At 69.1% G+C, this 15,375-nt stretch carries 14 protein-coding genes and 1 pseudogene; 7 read left to right on the top strand and 8 right to left on the bottom strand.

Features of this window, described 5'->3' with window-relative positions:
• Window positions 1-419: 419 nt before the first annotated feature.
• The 3 genes from V7Q42_RS17545 to V7Q42_RS17535 all read left to right on the top strand — a co-directional run bounded on the left by V7Q42_RS17545 (window position 420) and on the right by V7Q42_RS17535 (window position 2,922).
• A complete protein-coding gene (locus V7Q42_RS17545; protein ID WP_333825403.1) occupies window positions 420-1,199 on the top strand; it encodes a transporter substrate-binding domain-containing protein in 780 nt (259 codons plus the stop codon).
• A 21-nt stretch (window positions 1,200-1,220) separates the two neighbouring features.
• Window positions 1,221-1,874, top strand: a complete 654-nt coding sequence (locus V7Q42_RS17540; RefSeq protein WP_333825402.1) for an alpha/beta fold hydrolase — start codon at window positions 1,221-1,223, stop codon at window positions 1,872-1,874.
• Window positions 1,875-2,199: 325 nt separating this feature from the next.
• Window positions 2,200-2,922, top strand: a complete 723-nt coding sequence (locus V7Q42_RS17535; protein ID WP_333825407.1) for a sulfite exporter TauE/SafE family protein — start codon at window positions 2,200-2,202, stop codon at window positions 2,920-2,922.
• Here V7Q42_RS17535 and V7Q42_RS17530 read toward each other — a convergent pair.
• A complete protein-coding gene (locus V7Q42_RS17530) occupies window positions 2,903-3,640 on the bottom strand; it encodes an ArsR/SmtB family transcription factor (protein WP_333825401.1) in 738 nt (245 codons plus the stop codon). The genes V7Q42_RS17535 and V7Q42_RS17530 overlap by 20 nt on opposite strands.
• 239 nt (window positions 3,641-3,879) lie before the next feature.
• On the opposite strand from V7Q42_RS17530, the pseudogene V7Q42_RS17525 reads away from it, so the two are divergent.
• Window positions 3,880-4,782 (top strand): annotated as a pseudogene (locus V7Q42_RS17525) (DMT family transporter).
• A gap of 7 nt (window positions 4,783-4,789) precedes the next feature.
• On the opposite strand, the gene V7Q42_RS17520 reads toward V7Q42_RS17525, so the two are convergent.
• The 3 genes from V7Q42_RS17520 to V7Q42_RS17510 all read right to left on the bottom strand — a co-directional run bounded on the left by V7Q42_RS17520 (window position 4,790) and on the right by V7Q42_RS17510 (window position 8,008).
• Window positions 4,790-5,761, bottom strand: coding sequence for an Hsp33 family molecular chaperone (locus V7Q42_RS17520; protein ID WP_333825400.1), 972 nt, complete (start codon window positions 5,759-5,761; stop codon window positions 4,790-4,792).
• 106 nt (window positions 5,762-5,867) lie between these two features.
• Window positions 5,868-6,800: an ornithine carbamoyltransferase gene (gene argF, locus V7Q42_RS17515; protein WP_333825399.1), complete on the bottom strand. Its 933-nt coding sequence runs from the start codon at window positions 6,798-6,800 to the stop codon at window positions 5,868-5,870.
• Window positions 6,800-8,008 (bottom strand): aspartate aminotransferase family protein, encoded by a 1,209-nt coding sequence (locus tag V7Q42_RS17510; RefSeq protein WP_333825398.1) that lies wholly within the window; start codon window positions 8,006-8,008, stop codon window positions 6,800-6,802. Before V7Q42_RS17510 ends, argF begins: the two co-directional genes overlap by 1 nt.
• A 576-nt stretch (window positions 8,009-8,584) precedes the next feature.
• Between V7Q42_RS17510 and V7Q42_RS17505 the strand changes: the two genes are divergently transcribed.
• Complete coding sequence (locus V7Q42_RS17505) at window positions 8,585-9,109, top strand: GcrA family cell cycle regulator (protein ID WP_333825406.1); 525 nt, start codon at window positions 8,585-8,587, stop codon at window positions 9,107-9,109.
• A gap of 112 nt (window positions 9,110-9,221) precedes the next feature.
• Here the strand turns inward: V7Q42_RS17505 and phoB are convergent, their stop codons facing one another.
• The 3 genes from phoB to V7Q42_RS17490 all read right to left on the bottom strand — a co-directional run bounded on the left by phoB (window position 9,222) and on the right by V7Q42_RS17490 (window position 12,003).
• Window positions 9,222-9,923, bottom strand: coding sequence for a phosphate regulon transcriptional regulator PhoB (gene phoB, locus V7Q42_RS17500; protein ID WP_333825397.1), 702 nt, complete (start codon window positions 9,921-9,923; stop codon window positions 9,222-9,224).
• Between the two features lie 14 nt (window positions 9,924-9,937).
• The gene (gene phoU, locus V7Q42_RS17495) at window positions 9,938-10,651 is read right to left on the bottom strand and encodes a phosphate signaling complex protein PhoU (protein ID WP_333825396.1); all 714 of its coding nucleotides are present in this window, start codon (window positions 10,649-10,651) and stop codon (window positions 9,938-9,940) included.
• 143 nt (window positions 10,652-10,794) lie between these two features.
• Window positions 10,795-12,003: an ATP-binding protein gene (locus V7Q42_RS17490; protein WP_333825395.1), complete on the bottom strand. Its 1,209-nt coding sequence runs from the start codon at window positions 12,001-12,003 to the stop codon at window positions 10,795-10,797.
• Window positions 12,004-12,133: 130 nt separating this feature from the next.
• Between V7Q42_RS17490 and ppk2 the strand changes: the two genes are divergently transcribed.
• Window positions 12,134-13,051 (top strand): polyphosphate kinase 2, encoded by a 918-nt coding sequence (ppk2, locus tag V7Q42_RS17485; protein ID WP_333825394.1) that lies wholly within the window; start codon window positions 12,134-12,136, stop codon window positions 13,049-13,051.
• Window positions 13,052-13,226: 175 nt separating this feature from the next.
• On the opposite strand, the gene V7Q42_RS17480 is transcribed toward ppk2, so the two are convergent.
• Window positions 13,227-13,574, bottom strand: a complete 348-nt coding sequence (locus V7Q42_RS17480) for a hypothetical protein (RefSeq protein ID WP_333825393.1) — start codon at window positions 13,572-13,574, stop codon at window positions 13,227-13,229.
• 312 nt (window positions 13,575-13,886) lie between these two features.
• Here V7Q42_RS17480 and V7Q42_RS17475 point away from each other — a divergent pair, with 312 nt between their 5' ends.
• On the top strand, window positions 13,887-15,308 hold the full coding sequence (locus V7Q42_RS17475; protein WP_333825392.1) for a cation diffusion facilitator family transporter: 1,422 nt from the start codon (window positions 13,887-13,889) through the stop codon (window positions 15,306-15,308).
• Window positions 15,309-15,375: the final 67 nt, after the last annotated feature.

Below are 15,375 nucleotides of genomic sequence, written 5' to 3'. Positions count from 1 at the left end.
TGAGTGAATCACGTCAGATGACGGTCGTCGAGACCTATCCGCGCACAGGTCTCATCACTCGCGCGCCGGATCGGTTTCCGGCCCGCTCCCCTCCGGGAGCAGGTTCTTTTCGATCGGGTCGTTCCAACCTGATCGGAACTTGCTCTATTGTCGGGCCCGGACGAATCCTGCGGCTCGAGAGCCGTGTACGGCACAACCGACGGCACGTCATGATTGCATCGATGCTCCGCTCTGTCTCGTCGAAACCGGCGTTTCTACTCGCTTCGGTAGTCGTACTGACGTGGGCGCAATCGTCTTTCGCGCAGACGAACCGGAAACCGACGCCGAGCCCGCCACCGGCCGTCGAGGCGGCGAAGCCGGCGCCCGCTCCCGCCGTGGCCTCGCCGCCGCCGGCGAGCCCGGCGGAGGAGCCGAAAGCGGTGGCGAAGCAGGCGTTGCCGCGGGTCCCCTTCCCCAATTTCTGGGATCCGGAGAGCCGGCCGCGCAAACCGGCGAGCGACGTCGGCACCATCCGCTTCCTTACCTCCGGCGACTTCCCGCCCTTCGGCTTCCTCGATTCCGGCGGGCGGCTGACCGGCTACCACGTCGATCTGGCGCGGATGCTGTGCGAGGAACTCGGTGCCACCTGCACCATCCAGATGCGCCCCTTCGGCGATCTCGCCACGGCGCTCTCGGAGAAGCGCGGCGACGCCATCGTCGCCGGCCTCAGGGTGACGGCGGAGATGCGGCAGCGGCTGGAGACCTCCGCCGCCTACCTGACCACGCCCGGCCGCTTCGTCATGCGTGACGGCGCCACGCTCGAGCCCATCCCGGAGCAGCTCACCGGCCGCTGGATCTCGGTGGTCTCGGGTTCGGCGCACGAGCGCTTCATCCTCGACAATTTCCCGAAATCGCGCATCGCCGCCTATCCCGACGAGGCGGCGGCGCGCGACGCGCTACGCGACGGCGTGGTCGACGCGCATTTCGGCGACGCCATCGCCCTCTCCTTCTGGCTCGACGGCGAAACCGCGCACGGCTGCTGCCTCTTCCGCGGCGGCCCCTGGCTGGAGAGCGCCTATTTCGGCGAAGGCCTGAGGATCGCGGTGGCGAAGGGCAACCATCGCCTGAGGGTCGCCCTCGACTATGCGCTGCAGCGGCTCGCCGAGGACGGCAAGCTCGCCGAGATCTATCTGCGCTGGTTCCCGCGCAGCTACTATTGACCCTTCGAACGGATCGCCTCGATGCCCGACCTCCTGTGGACCGTCGCCGACGACGCCCGCGCCACCGTCCTCCTCGCTCACGGCGCCGGTGCGCCGATGGATTCGAGCTTCATGACGCGGATCGCCGAAGGGCTGGCGGCGCGCGGGATCACGGTCGCGCGGTTCGAATTCGCCTACATGGCGAAGCGACGGACGACGGGAAAGAAGGCGCCGCCGCCCAAGGCGGAGAAGCTGATCCCCGAGTTCCGCGCCGCGATCGAGGCGGTCGCCGCCGCGCCCGAACGAGTCGGGCCGATCGTCGTCGGCGGCAAGTCGATGGGCGGGCGCGTCGCGACGATGACCGCGGGAGCGCCGCTGCCGGCCGCGGTCGTCGGCGTCGCCTGCCTCGGCTATCCGTTCCACGGGCCCGGCCGGCCGGAGGAGATCCGGCTGGCGCCGCTGGCGAACGGCCTGTTGCCGACGCTGGTGCTGCAGGGCGAGCGCGACGAGTTCGGCAATCGCGGCGAGGTCGAGGACCTCGCGGTCGGGCCGCACACGCGGTTCGAGTGGATCGAGGACGGCAGCCACGATTTCGGGCCGCGCGGCTCGTCGCCGGCGACGCTCAAGGGCAACATCGCCCACGCCTGCGACACGCTCGCCGGCTTCGCCCTCGGTTTCGCGCCACCGGCGGCGTGAGACCACCGGAAACGTGCGTCGGGAACCGGGCGGCTTCCGCCGACCGGTCGTGAATCGGAAATCCATGCCGCCTCGCCCGCCGACTTCGGGACCGCTTGCCTTGGCGGCGCGGCCGCGGGACAGGATGATCGGAGACGATCGACGGCGTCGGTCGGTGCGGTGCGGCAGCCGCGGCGGCGACGCTTCTCTCCCTCGCGCGGCTCGCGGCCGACGGCCGACCGGGCCGATGGCGTGTCGCCCGAAAGGTCGTCGTCCCTTGTCTCTCCTCACCCTCCTCGAGCCGGCGCACGTCACCGCCGGATTCGGAGTCGGCGTTCTCGTCGGCATGACCGGCGTCGGCGGCGGTTCCTTGATGACGCCGCTGCTGGTGCTGCTGTTCGGCGTCCATCCGGTGACGGCGGTCGGCACCGACCTCCTGTTCGCGGCCCTGACCAAGAGCGCCGGCGTGGTGGCTCACGGCTTCAACCGTTCGGTCGACTGGGCGGTGACCGGGCTCCTCGCCGCCGGCAGCGTGCCGGCGACGGCGGCGACGCTCTTCGTGCTGTCGCGGATCGAGGCATATGGCGATGCGGGCAGGTCGATCGCCACCATCCTCGGGTGGGCGTTGATCGTCACCTCGATTTCGCTGCTCTTCCGCTCCCGGATCCTCGCCTGGGCGAAGAAGCGGTTCTCGGAAACGCCGAAGCCGCGGACACGCGCCATCGCGACGGTGATCACCGGGGCGGTGCTCGGTTTCGTCGTCTCGATCTCGTCGGTCGGCGCCGGCGCGATCGGCATGACCGTGCTGCTGATCCTCTACGCCAATCTGCCGCTGGTGCGGCTGGTCGGGTCCGACATCGCGCACGCGGTGCCGCTGACCCTGATCGCCGGGGCGGGCTATTGGTGGATCGGTTCGGTCGACCTGGTCCTACTCGGCCAGCTTCTCGCCGGATCGATCCCCGGCATCCTGATCGGCAGCCTCTTGGCGCCGCGCGCTTCGGAGCGGATCCTGCGGCCGCTGCTCGCCGGGGTGCTGGCGCTCGTCGGCCTCAAGTTGGCGCTCGGCTGACCTCGACGCCGAAGCTCTCGGCGAAACCGCTTCGGCCTGGTGGCGTGAGACGCAGCGCCCGATCGCGCGGGCCGGGAACCAGCCAACCGAGTTCGAGAAAGCGGTCGAGGAGAGCCGCGCCCAACCGGCCACCGAGATGGGGGCGACGTTCGCTCCAGTCGAGGCAGGCGCGACAGAGCGGTCGGCGGCTCGCCGCCGGAGGCCGACCGAGATCGACGCCGAAGTCGCAGAAGAAGGCTTCGCCGACGTCCGTGACCAGCGCGGCGCCGTCGGCGAGAACGACCCGGCCGTCACGGGCCAGGGCGTCGGCGAGGGCGACGCCGAGACGGCCGGCGAGGTGGTCCCAGCAGGTGCGAGCCTCACGCAGAGCGGCGTCGGACGGGCCGGTCGGCCGATGGCGCGGCGGGGCGATCGCGGCGACCGCCATCAGCGATTCCAACGCCGCGGCGACGGCCGGATCGACGAGCCGGACGTAGCGGTGACGCCCCTGCTTCTCGGCCACGACCAACCCGGCCTCGACCATGCGGGCGAGGTGGCCGCTGGCGGTCTGGGCGGTGATGCCGCCGAGGACGGCGAGTTCTCCGGCGGTGCGGGCGCGACCGTCCATCAGCGCCATCAGCATGGCGGCGCGCACCGGATCGCCGATCGCCGCGGCGACCTCGGCGACGGTGTTGGCGGAGGCGAAGGCGACGGTGGTGGGGGCGACGACCTCGATCATCGCGCCACGATAGACCGATCGCTCGGCACCGTCAGCCGGCGACGCTTCGGTCCCGGCCGAAACATCGCGGTGTGGGCGCGGACTATTCATACGGGATCCCGCAAATCGCTGCGCGATGCCGGATCCTACTCGTCGAAAGCCCTTGTTCGGACGGGCTCTTCGACGAGCGGAATACGAAATTCGGATGGATTCCTCCGAATTTCGTATCAGGGCCGGTGTTCTTCGAGATCGAGGCTCCCATGACCGAATCCGCCGCCGTTTCGCGACCGCGCGAACTCCTCCTCCTGCTCCTGCTCGCGACCCTGTGGGGCGGTTCCTACACGCTGATCCGCATCGGCGTGGAGACGATCCCGCCGATCACCTTCATCGCGGCGCGGACGGCGACCGCCGGGGCGGTGCTCTGGCTCGTTCTCGCCCACCGCGGCATCGCGATGCCGCGCAACCGCGCCACCTGGAGATACTTCGCCGTCCAGGCGGGTCTCAACAGCGTCGTGCCCTTCACCCTGATCGCCTGGGCGGAACAGACGATCGAAGCCGGGCCGGCGGTGATCCTCAACGCCACGACGCCGATCTTCGCCTTCCTGATCACCGCGACGATCACCCGCCACGAGCGGGTCGACCATTGATCGGCGGTCGGCGTCGCCATCGGGCTCGCCGGCATCGTCCTCATCGTCGGCGGCGATGCGGTGGCGGGGATCGGGCGCGAGGTGGTGGCCGATCTGGCGATCGTGGTGGCGTCGATCTGCTATGCCGGTGCGGCGATCTGGGGCAAGCGCTTCCACGGGCAAGACCCGATGGTGCCGGCGGCCGGAACGCTGATCGTCGGCACGGCGGCGCTGGTCCCGCTCGCCGTGGTGGTCGAACGGCCGTGGACGATCTCGCCCTCCTCCGCGTCGCTCACGGCGCTGGTGGTGCTCGCGGTGGCGTCGACCGCCCTCGCCTTCACGCTCTATTTCCGCCTGATCCGGACGCTCGGCACCGTCGGGACGACGGCGCAGGCCTACCTGCGGGTACCGATCGGGGTCGCCATCGGCGCCGTCTTCCTCGGCGAACGGCTGCAACCGACGGCCTGGATCGGTCTCGTCGCGGTGGTCGCGAGCGTGGTCGCCATGACCGCCCCGCGCCGATCGCCGGCGAAGTGAGGCCGGCTCATTCCGCCGGGCGGATGTCCTTCGGATCGAAGTCGTATTTCGCCGAGCAGAATTCGCAGGTGACGGAGATGTGGCCGTCGACGGTCATGTCGTGGACCTGCTCGGCGGTGAACTGGGCGAGCATGCCGGCGACGCGCTCGCGCGAGCAACGGCAGCGTTCGACCACAGGTTGGCGGTCGAAGACCCTGGCGCCGCGTTCGTGGAAGAGGCGGTAGAGCAACCGCTCGGCCGAGACCTCCGGATCGGTCAGTTCGACGTCTTCGACCGTGGCGACGAGGGCTTCGGCCTCGGCCCAGGCCTCGTCCGGTTCGACGTGGTGGGCCTCGTGACCCTCCGGCGCGTCGCCGGGGTGGAGGTCGCGGGTGCGGACGCGGTCCTCGCTCTCGGGGAGGAACTGCAGCAGCAGACCGCCGGCGCGCCAGGTGTGGCGGGCCGCGCCGCCGCCGTCGCGGGTCAACACCTCGGCGACGGCGAGACGCACGCGGGTCGGGATCTGTTCGGACTGGGTGAACCAGACGTGGGCGACTTCCTCGAGGCTGGTGTGGTCGAGGACGACGACGCCCTGATAGGGCTTCATCGCGCCGCCCTGGTCGATGGTCATGGCGAGGTGGCCGCGGCCGAGCAGGTCGGCCGGCGCGGCGCGACCCTCGGCGATGGCGGCGGTGACCGCGGTGGCGTCGAAGCTGGCATAGGCGCGGATGCCGTCGGGCGTCTGGAAATCGACCACCAGCATCGACACCGGACCGTCGGTGCGGGTCTGGACGGTGAAGCGGCCCTGGAACTTGAGCGAGGTGCCGATCAGTGCCGTCAGCGCGATCGCCTCGGCGAGGAGGCGGGCGACCGGCTCGGGATAGGCGTGGCGGGCGAGGATGGCATCGAGGGCGGGGCCGAGGTGGACGACACGGCCGCGCACGTCGAGCTCGGGCACGGCGAAGGGCAGGACGGTGTCGAGGGCGGCGGTGTCGCTCATGTCGGTCTCGGGCTCACGGAAAGAAGCGAGCCGGCCTCCTCGTCACGAGGCCGGCCGGCTCGGATTGGCGTCGATATGGGGCGTCGCCCCCGGCATTGCGAGGGTATCAGGCTCCGACCGCCCCGAGACACCAGGCGAGCACGCCCTTCTGGGCGTGGAGGCGGTTCTCCGCCTCGTCGAAGACCACCGACTGCGGGCCGTCGATCACCTCTTCGGTCACCTCCTCCTCGCGATGGGCGGGCAGGCAGTGCATGAAGATGGCGTCCTGATTGGCCGCCGCCATCAGGCGTCCGTTGACCTGGAACGGCTTCAGCAGGTTGTGGCGGCGCTCGCTCTCGTCGTCGCCCATCGACACCCAGGTGTCGGTGACGACGCAGTCGGCGCCGTCGACCGCCTCGTGGGCGTCGGTGGTGAGGTGCACCGAAGCGCCGTTCTTGCGAGCCCAGGCGACGATGTCGGTCTTGGGGGCGAGGCTCGGCGGGGTGGCGATGCGCAGGTTGAAGTCGAAGCGCGCCGCGGCGTGAATCCACGAGGCCAGCACGTTGTTGGTGTCGCCGGTCCAGGCCACCGTCTTGCCGGCGATCGGGCCGCGATGCTCCTCGAAGGTGAGGATATCGGCCATGATCTGGCAGGGATGGGAATGTTTGGTCAGGCCGTTGATCACCGGCACGGTGGCGTTGGCCGCCAGTTCCTTCAGCGCGTCGTGATCGAGGATGCGGATCATGATGGCGTCGACGTAGCGGGAGAGCACACGGGCGGTGTCGGCGATGGTCTCGCCGCGGCCGAGCTGCATCTCCTCGCCGGTGAGCATCACCGTCTGACCGCCGAGCTCGCGCATGCCGACGTCGAAGGAGACGCGGGTGCGGGTCGAGGGACGCTCGAAGATCATCGCCAGCACCTTGCCGGCGAGCGGACCCTGGTTGGCGAAGGCGCCGTCGCGGACGCTCTTCAGGCGCTTCGATTCCTCCATGATGGCGCGCAACTCGGCGCCGGAGACGTCGGTCAGATCGAGAAAATGACGTTCACCGCTCTTCAACATCACGCCGCGGCTCCCTTCTCGCCGAGTCCGTATCCACTTTCCAGGGCATGGGCGGCCGCTTCGACCCGCGCCACCGCCTCGTCGATCTCCGCATCGCCGACCACCAGGGCCGGCAGGAAACGGACGACGTTGTCGCCGGCGCCGACGGTGAGCAGCTTGCTCTCGCGCATCGCCGCGACGGCGCGCGCCGCCGGCACCCGGCACTTCAGGCCGAGCAGCAGGCCGTCGCCGCGCACCTCCTCGAAGATGCCGTCGTGGAGATCGACCAGCGAGGCGAGCTTCTGTTTGAGTTTCAGACCCTTCTGCTTGACCTCGTCGAGGAAGCCGGGGGCGAGGACGACGTCGAGAACGGCGTTGCCGACCGCCATGGCGAGCTGGTTGCCGCCGTAGGTGGTGCCGTGGGTGCCGGCGGTCATGCCGGACGCGGCGTCCTCGGTGGCGAGGCAGGCGCCGAGCGGGAAGCCGCCGCCGATGCCCTTGGCCGAGGCGAGGATGTCCGGGGTGACGCCGACCGACTGATAGGCCCACAGGTGGCCGGTGCGGCCGAGGCCGCACTGGACCTCGTCGAAGATCAGCAGCAGGTCGAGTTCGTCGCAGAGATTGCGCAGCCAGGACAGGAAGGAGGCCGGCGCCGGCCGCACGCCACCTTCACCCTGGATCGGCTCGATCAGGATGCCGGCGGTCTCCGGACCGATGGCGGCGAGCACCGCGGCCTCGTCGAAACCCTCGACGCTGTCGAAGCCTTCGACCTTGGGGCCGAAGCCTTCGAGGTACTTCTCCTGGCCGCCGGCGGCGATGGTCGCCAGCGTGCGGCCGTGGAAGGCGCCCTCGAAGGTGATCAGCCGATAGCGCTCCGGCCGGCCCTTCGACCACTGCCAGCGACGCGCCGTCTTGATGGCGCATTCGAGCGCCTCGGCGCCCGAGTTGGTGAAGAACACCCGGTCGGCGAAGGAGGTCTCGGTGAGGCGACGGGCGAGACGCTCCTGATGGGGCGCGGCGAAGACGTTCGACACGTGCCACAGCTTCTCGGCCTGATCCTTCAGGGCGGCGACGAGATGGGGATGACAGTGGCCGAGCGCGTTGACCGCGATGCCGGCCATCATGTCGAGATAGCGCTCGCCCGAAGCGGTCTCGAGCCACACGCCCTCGCCTCGCTCGAAGGCGAGATCGGCCCGAGCGAAGGTCGAGAAGAGCGAGGTCTCGGTCATGGTACGTCTCCGGCGATCGTGTCCGGGAAAGCGAAATCCACGGCGGCGGCGCGGAGGGTCCCGTCTCCCGATGCGAGGAGCCGAGATCCGCGACCGGGCACGCCGAGGTCCGACATCCCGATTTCGGTTGGAACGGCCCATCCGGACGTCACGGAACGGAGGGCCGAAAACGAACGATGCCGCCTCGACGGCGGCACCGGGTTTCGCCCGCATAATGCAGGAGAACGGCCGGAAATGTCAACGTTTCCGCGCCTTCGAATTCGCCGCGGCGACGGCGGCGGAGGGTCGCGGCGCGCGTGGGCGAGACGTCGAGCACCCGCTGTTGCAGATCGGACTCAAGGCTGGGGAAAAGGCATCGTTCATCCACCGAAAGCGACGGCCGGCGGGTTGAAGCCGAGTCTACGGATAGTGTAGTTTACCTTTCATTAAGCACGACATCTCGTGCGGCGTACCCTCAGTCCCCGAGTCTCCCGCCATCGTTCGTCCGGCGTGGAACCCCCACGTCGACCGGAGGATCCCTCCGGATGGAGAGGGATTCGAAGACGGGGTGCGCACACCGACAGCGAGGACGCGATGATCTCCTGGACCGACGAGCGGGTCGAGCTCTTGAAGAAGCTGTGGAGCGAAGGGCTCTCCGCCAGTCAGATCGCCGGTGAACTCGGCGGTGTCACCCGCAATGCGGTGATCGGCAAGGTGCATCGTCTCGGCCTCTCCGGCCGGGCCAAGGCGCCGCAGCCGCAGGCGGCCCGTCCGAAGAAGCCGGCGAGCCGGCCGGCGACGTCGTCGGGACGCGCCTCCGGCGGTCCGGTGTCGATCGGCGCGGTGGCGCTGAAGGCCGATTCCGCGCCCGTCGCCCGCCCCCAGCCGGCGCCGCAGCCGGCGATCTATTCGCTCTCCGAGGAGCCGTTGATCGCCAACGCCTCGGTGCTGCAGATCAACGAGCAGACCTGCAAGTGGCCGATCGGCGACCCGAGCGCCGCCGACTTCCACTTCTGCGCCCGTCGCTCCGACGTCGGCATCCCCTACTGCGGCTACCACGCCCGCATCGCCTATCAGCCGGTCTCCGACCGCCGCAAGGACAGGCGGATGATGCGGGGCTGAGACCCCGTCGGCCGCAGCGAACGCGAAGAGAGCCCGGAGGCGATCCTCCGGGCTCTCTTTCGTTTCGGGAGCGGGCGATGCGAGGCGGACCGGGTCCGGACCGCGCCGACCGTCAGCCGGCGGAGGCGGTGAACTGGTCGTCGAAGGCGTAACCGGAACCGCGGACGGTACGGATCGGGTCGCGATCGCGGGTGCGGTTGATCGCCTTGCGCAGGCGGCCGATGTGGACGTCGACGGTGCGTTCGTCGACATAGACGTCCATGCCCCACACGCCGTCGAGCAGTTGCTCGCGCGAGTAGACCCGGCCGGGCGACTGCATGAGGAACTCGAGCAGGCGGTATTCGGTCGGGCCGAGATGGATCTCGCGCCCCGACCGGCGTACCCGATGGGTCTCGCGATCGATCTCGAGATCGCCGGCCTTCAACACGGTGGAGACGAGTTCGGGGCGGGCGCGGCGCAGGATGGCGCGGGCGCGGGCCATCAGTTCCGGCGTCGAGAACGGCTTGACGACGTAGTCGTCGGCACCGGTGGCGAGACCGCGGATGCGCTCGCTCTCCTCGCCACGGGCGGTGAGCATGATGATCGGCAGGCGCTCGGTCTCGGGGCGGGCGCGCAGGCGGCGGCACAGCTCGATGCCGGAGAGGCCGGGCAGCATCCAGTCGAGGATGAGGAGATCGGGAACCGACTCCTTCAGCCGCGTGTCGGCCTCGTCGCCGCGGGTGACGACTTCGACGTCGTAGCCCTCCGCTTCGAGGTTGTAGCGCAGGAGGAGACCGAGCGCCTCCTCGTCCTCGACGATCAACACGCGCGCCATCGCCCGTCCCCGTCTCAGCCCTGTGCCACCGGCGGCATGTCCGCGGTCTCGTCGATCTTGTGGCGCTCGTCGAGAAGCTGTTCGCCGGTGGCCACGTAGTGGACGATCTCGGCGATGTTGGTGGCGTGGTCGCCGATGCGCTCGACGTTCTTGGCGCAGAACAAGAGGTGGGTGCAGAAGGTGATGTTGCGCGGATCCTCCATCATGTAGGTGAGGAGTTCGCGGAACAGCGAGGTGTAGAGCGCGTCGATCTGGTCGTCGCGATTGCGCACCGCCATGGCCTCGGCGGCGTCGCGCGAGGTGTAGCTGTCGAGCACGTTCTTCAACTGCTCGAGCGCGATCTCGGAGAGATGCTCGACGCCGATGACGATGCGCTTGATCTGGACGACACCGCCCATGGCGACGACACGCTTGGCGATGTTCTTGGCGAGGTCGCCGACCCGCTCGAGATCGGCCGACACCCGCATGGCGCCGAAGATCTCGCGCAGGTCGCGAGCCATCGGCTGGCGCTTGGCGATGATGCGGATCGCCTGTTCCTCGACCTGATGCTGCAGCCGGTCGAGGCGCTGATCGGAGAGGATCACCTTCTGGGCGAGCGCGGTGTCGCCGCGCACCAGAGCGGTGATGGCGTCGGCCACCAGACCCTCGGCCATGCCGCCCATCTCGGCGATCTGGCCGGCGAGACCCTGGAGTTCCTGATCATAGGAACTGACGATGTGATCGGTCATCGGATGCTCTCCTCATCGGGGTGGGCCACGCCTTCGCCCCGCCCGCCGTCGCCGGTCGACATGCGCACCGGCGAAGGTGCGGCGGGTCGCCTCGACGGCCCCTCTTCTATGACACGCAAACGACAGTTTCGTGACGGTTCAACCTATTGTCCGTCTTCGCTCTTCGCCGAGGCGATGACGCGCCGATCGAGGCGCACGGAGAAGGTGGACCCTTCGCCGGGTACGGATTCGATGGTCAGCCGGCCACCGTGGCGGGTGACGATGTGTTTGACGATGGCGAGGCCGAGGCCGGTCCCGCGGGTCGCGCCGGCCTTCTCGGTGTGGGCGCGATAGAAGCGCTCGGTGAGCCGCGGCAGGTGGACCGGATCGATGCCTTCGCCGAAATCGCGCACGGTGGCGACGACGAGGCGCGCGTCGGCCGGGTCGGTGGCGACGGTGACCTCGACGCGACCGCCGGAGCCGCCGTATTTCACGCCGTTCTCGATCAGATTGGTGAAGACCTGCAGCAATTCCTCGCGGTCGCCGCGCACCGTCCGCGGCGTCTCGCAGCCGAAGAGTTGCAGATCCACTCCGGCGGCGGAGGCGGCCGGCGACACCAGATCGGCGACCTGCCGGAGGATCTCGCAGAGATCGACCGTCGCCTCGGGGCGGACGTGGGCGCGCATCTCGAGGCGGGAGAGCGACAAGAGGTCGTCGATCAGGCGCTTCATGCGCCCGGCCTGTTCGGCCATGACGCCGAGGAAGCGGTCGCGCACCTTGGCGTCGTCGCGCGCCGGTCCCTGGAGGGTCTCGAGGAAGCCGATGACGGCGGTGAGCGGGGTGCGCAACTCGTGGCTGGCGTTGGCGACGAAGTCGGCGCGCATGCGCTCCACTCGGCGCGTCTCGGTCAGGTCCTCGATGCGCAGGAGCACCCAGCTCGGCGGCCCCGCGTCCGTCTCGCCGTCGGCCACCGGGCGATGGATCGGGGCGAGGTGGGCCTCGAGCCAGCGATCGGTCGGCACCTTCTCCTGCCATTCGACGGTCTCGGGCCGCGCCTCGGCGACGACACGGGCGAAGGCATCGTGGAGCACGGTGAAACGCAGGCGGAAGACCAGGGGATCGCCGGGGCGGACGCCGGGATAGCGGGCGCGCGCCTCGGCGTTGACGTGGGCGACGATGCCGCCCGCATCGATCAGAACGCAAGGATCGTCGAGGGCGTCGATCACCGCCACCATGCCGGCTTCGGCGCCGGAGAGGGCCGCGAGTTCGGCGAAGTTTCGGCTCTCGCCGTCCGTCCCCGCGCCCCGAGCTGCGCCTGGTTCTTTCGTGCCGTTCGCCATCGTCGTCGCCGTTTCGTTCTCACCGCCGGACATCCTACCCGCCCTCTCTCGGCTGCCGGGGGCTCGCACCGACGCGCGACGATGATAGTGTCGCGGAGACGGATGCGGCCGTCACTTCGTCGCAACGCCGGATATGGCCGGCGAATCGGGAAGGGCGATGTCCATGGGTGAGCATCACCACGACAAGAAGAAAGCCGGAAGAGACGACGATCTCGCGAAGGTCGAAAACAATGGTTCGACGATCCGAAAATTCGACCTCGACGATCCCCGGCTGCCGGACTGGGTGAAGAAGAACGCCTTCGGCTCGGGCGACTTTCCTTACGACGAGGCCTACGACGAGGATCGATTCGACGACGAACTCGAGGCGCTGCAGATCGAACTGGTGAAGCTGCAGACCTGGGCGATCGACAAGGGCGAGCGCATCGTCGTCGTCTTCGAAGGGCGCGATGCGGCCGGCAAGGGCTCGCTGATCGGCGCCTTCCGCCAGTACATGAGCCCGCGCCGCACCAGCGTGGTGGCCCTGCCCAAGCCCACCGACACCGAGAGGGGGCAGTGGTACTTCCAGCGCTACGTCGGCCACATGCCGACCGTCGGCGAAGTCGTGATGTTCGACCGCTCCTGGTACAATCGCGCCGGCGTCGAGCCGGTGATGGGGTTCTGCACCCCCGAACAGACCGAGATGTTCCTCAAAGAAGCGCCGCGCTTCGAGGACATGCTGACCGACGAGGGCATCCGGCTGGTCAAGTTCTACATCGACGTCGGGCGCGAGATGCAGCTCTCCCGCTTCCACGACCGGCGACACAATCCGCTCAAGGTATGGAAGGTGTCGCCGATCGATCTGGCGGCGGTCGACAAATACGACGACTACACCCGCGCCCGCGACCGCATGCTGGAGACGACCCACACCGACGGGGCGCCGTGGACGGTGGTGCTCGGCAACGACAAACGCCGGCTCAAGCTGAACGCCATCCGCCACGTGTTGTTGCTGTTCGACTATCCCGACAAGGATCGGCGGGTGATCGGCGCCATCGACGAGAAGATCCTCGGCCGCGGCCCGGAGTTCCTGGCGCGGCGACGGTGATACCGAGTTCACGAAATTCGGACTCGTCGGAATTTCGTGGGTTACGGCCCGACCGGCCGACGCCCGTTCGGGCTCGCCTTCGCGGAGAAGTTCCGAACAGGTCGGAACTTCATCCTCTCGGTACGAGATCGTCGAAGGTCACGGGAGGCGCCGGGCCGTGCGGCCGGGCGCGGGATCACTCGGTCTTGGCGGCGAGGACGGCGCGGTAGTCGCGGGCCCAGTCGCCCTTCTGGGCGCAGACCTTGTCCCACCCTTCGGCCTCGAGGCCGGTGTCGACGGTGTTGTAGAGCGCCTCGGCCTTGTCCTCGTCGAGACCGCTCTCGGCGAGCGCCTTGTCGATCGCCTTGCCGAGCACTTCGGCCTGCCGCTTCTGCATCGGGAAGCCGCACATGTCGGCGGAGAGCGCGATGCGATAGAGGGTGCGCAGGGACGTCTCGGCGTCTTCGGCCGCCACCGCGGGCGCGGCGAGCGAGGAGGTCACGGCGGCAACGGCCAGGGCACGGGTGAGGATCGCGGCGCGCATCGTCGGGTCCGATCGGGATCGAGGGCGGTCGGTGAGGGTGATTCGCGTCACGACCCTACGCCGCGTCACGCTTCCGCGTGGTTAATATCCGGCGACGGGCGGCGCCACCAGCGGCGATAGGAGATCGACCACCGGGAATCACCGAGTGTTGCCGCGCCGCAATACATGTTGCGACGCAAAGGATGCGCGGTGCCGAATGCGTGGCGATCGGGCGGAGGTCGTCGCGCTTTCGCGGCGGCGGGCGGGTTTCGCACTTGAACCGCGGGGCGATCGCGCCTAGATGCGCTCATCCCTTTGAACGGACGTGGAAAAATGACCGCGAGCGCCTCTGAAAATCATTCCCGGGAGAAAGAGACGGCGGCGCTGTCGTCGATCTTCGCCAGCACCGCGCTGACGATCGCCAAGGCGGTCGCCGCGGTCTTCACCGGCTCGCTCGGCCTGCTCTCGGAGGCGATCCACGGTCTGCTCGACGTCGGCGCGACGGTGATGACCTATTTCGCGGTGAAGATCGCCGACAAGCCGGCCGACGACGAACACCACTACGGTCACGCCAAGATCGAGAGCGTCGCGGCACTGGCGGAGACCGGCCTGCTGTTCGTCGCCTCGGGCTGGATCATCTGGGAGGCGACGCAGCGGCTCGTCGGCCACGGCGGTGAGGTCGAGGTCGGTTTCGTCGCGATCGGCGTCGTGGTGACGTCGATCGTCGTCGACTTCTTCCGAGCCCGCCATCTCGAGAAGGTGGCGAAGGCGACCAACAGTCAGGCGCTCGAGGCCGACGCGCTGCACTTCTCCTCGGACATGTGGTCCTCGGCCGTGGTGCTCGTCGGTCTCGGCTTCGTCTATTTCGGCTTCCCGCTCGGCGACGCGATCGCGGCGATCGGCGTCTCCGGCTTCATCTGCCTCGCCGGTTGGCGGTTGGGCAAACGCACCATCGATTCGCTGATGGACGCGGCGCCCGAGGGGGTGGCCGACCGGCTGCGCGACATCGTCGACCGGGTTCCCGGCGTGGTGCTGGTCGAGCGCGTCCGGGCGCGCCCCTCCGGGCCGATGGTCTTCGTCGATCTCGACGTCGCGGTGAGCCGGACGCGGTCGCTCGAGGACACGGCCGAGATCAAGAGCGCGATCCTGACGGCACTCGCGAGCGAGATGCCGGAGGCGGAGACCTCGGTGGTGATCCATCCGCGCGCCCTCGACGACGAGACGGTGCACGAGCGCATCATGGTGATCGCCCGCAACCGGGCTCTCGCCATTCATCATCTCACCGTGCAGTCGCTTCCCGACGAACGCCTGTCGGTCTCCTTCGATCTCGAGGTCGACGGACGGATGCCGCTCGAGACGGCGCACGACATCGCTTCGAACCTCGAGGACGCCATCGCCGACGAACTGGGACCCGGCGTCGAGGTGGAGACCCACATCGAGCCGATCACCGTCGACCGGCTGGCCGGGTTCGACGCCGATCGGGCGACGGTGGCGGAGATCACCCGCGACCTCACCGAAGCGGCGGAGCGCGGCGGCGTGGTGCGCGAGGTCCATGCGGTGCGGGTGCGGGCGACCGAAGAGGGCATCATCGTCAACTTCCATTGCCGCGCCGAACCTTCGATCAGCATCGCCGACCTCCACACGGCGATCGACGACGTCGAGCGCTCGGTCCGGGCGACGCGACGGGCGGTGAGGCGGGTGATCGGCCACGGCGAACCGCTCGGCAGCGATCGCCCCGTCACCGCCGAGGGCTGAGCGGCTCACGGAAATCGCACCGACGCGAACCTCCGGGGCGTCGCAGCCCGCTCGGAAGTCGCCCGCA

This window comes from Pinisolibacter sp., assembly GCF_036782435.1.
Classification (GTDB): Bacteria; Pseudomonadota; Alphaproteobacteria; order Rhizobiales; family Ancalomicrobiaceae; genus CALBKH01.
Note: the sequence above shows the minus strand (reverse complement) of the source record. Positions and strands in the feature narration are given on the sequence as shown.